This window comes from Paraglaciecola sp. MB-3u-78 (assembly GCF_002835935.1).
Taxonomy (GTDB): domain Bacteria; phylum Pseudomonadota; class Gammaproteobacteria; order Enterobacterales; family Alteromonadaceae; genus Paraglaciecola.
This window is the reverse complement of sequence record NZ_PJCF01000036.1, coordinates 1-1,301: the sequence shown is the minus strand read 5'-3', so window position 1 is coordinate 1,301 and position 1,301 is coordinate 1. Positions and strand designations below refer to the sequence as shown.

1 protein-coding gene is annotated in these 1,301 nt (G+C 49.2%); it reads left to right on the top strand.

Annotated elements, in window-relative coordinates; all coding sequences use genetic code 11:
* The coding region (locus CXF95_RS26175; RefSeq protein ID WP_198556713.1) for an Ig-like domain-containing protein at positions 1–1,301 on the top strand (1,301 nt) is incomplete at both ends.

The following is a 1,301-nucleotide window of genomic DNA, read 5'->3' as shown; positions in this document are numbered from 1 at the left end:
CGCGGGGGAACCAGATACCGCACCGAAATTCGCTGGGGGGTCCTCGACTTGGTCGGCAATCAGAATTATTACGGTGATTATTATTTCACCACTGAAGCTGTGGAGGATAACCAGTCACCCACTGTGACCATGATTTCACCTCAACAGGACAGTGTCGACATTAATCCAAACGGCAACATTGTGATCAACTTCAGTGAGCCAATGAACCCCAATACGGTTAACAGTAACAATATTGCTTTGTTTGTTAACGGTGCTGTAGTCCGGCCCTCTGTGTTCAAGTCTGCCGATGGTCGTCAGGTTACCCTGTCTGCCAACAAGCCTTGGTCAAGTCTAATAAGCGTCATTATGACCGACGATGTGCTGGACTTGTCCGGTAATGCCCTGGCGCCTTATGTCAGCACCTTTATGACAGGCGTATTGGATAACGACACTGGCAGACCCTCTATCAGTCGTCAAATTCCCACCAATGGCTCCAGTGGTTGGATAGGCCTAGATGAACTGTTGCTCTACACCTCTGAGCCTATGGATGTCAGCAGCATCGATGAGGCCTTCCATATTACCGAAGACGGCGTATTGATTGATGATCAAGGTACGCTGGAAGTATTAGGTGATGGTCGTACCATACGTTTCACCAAAGATACCCCCTTCACTGAAAACCGCTATGTACAGATCTTCTTAAGCTCTGCGGCCACCGATGATTCCGGTAACCCACTGAACAACTACAACGCCTACTTCAGAACGGGGGTCAGTGGTGATTTAGTGGGTACCCGTCCTAATATCAGTGCTTATTACCCTGGTAATAGTCAAACCGGTGTCCCGGTCAATCCAAACCTCTTTGTGTTGTATACCGAGGCTCTAGATAGCGCCACTTTGACCAGTGCCAATGTCAGGTTACAAAACGCAGACAATGGTTTCAGTGATGTGCCAAGCACAGCAAGCTTTGATGCCAGTACCAATCTGCTAAAAGTGGTTCCGGATACCGACTTAGACGCGGATACCCGTTACTATTTATGGCTGTCTGGCGACATCGAGGATACCGATGGTGACAGACAAAACAGCGCTCGTGCGACTTATTTCTACACGGCGGCAGATGGTAGCCGTGATGACAGGCAACCTACTGTGCTGGCGCAAAGTCCTACTTCTGGGCAAACCAATGTGGGGGTTAACACTATGTATGCCTCTCGTTATGACGAGAACATGAACCCTCTGACCTTCGATTATGGCACTGGCAGCCAGCGGCGCTTTAATGCCCAGTTCAGCGAAAATAATCAGGTAGTGCGTTATGAGCGCTTGGGTACTTT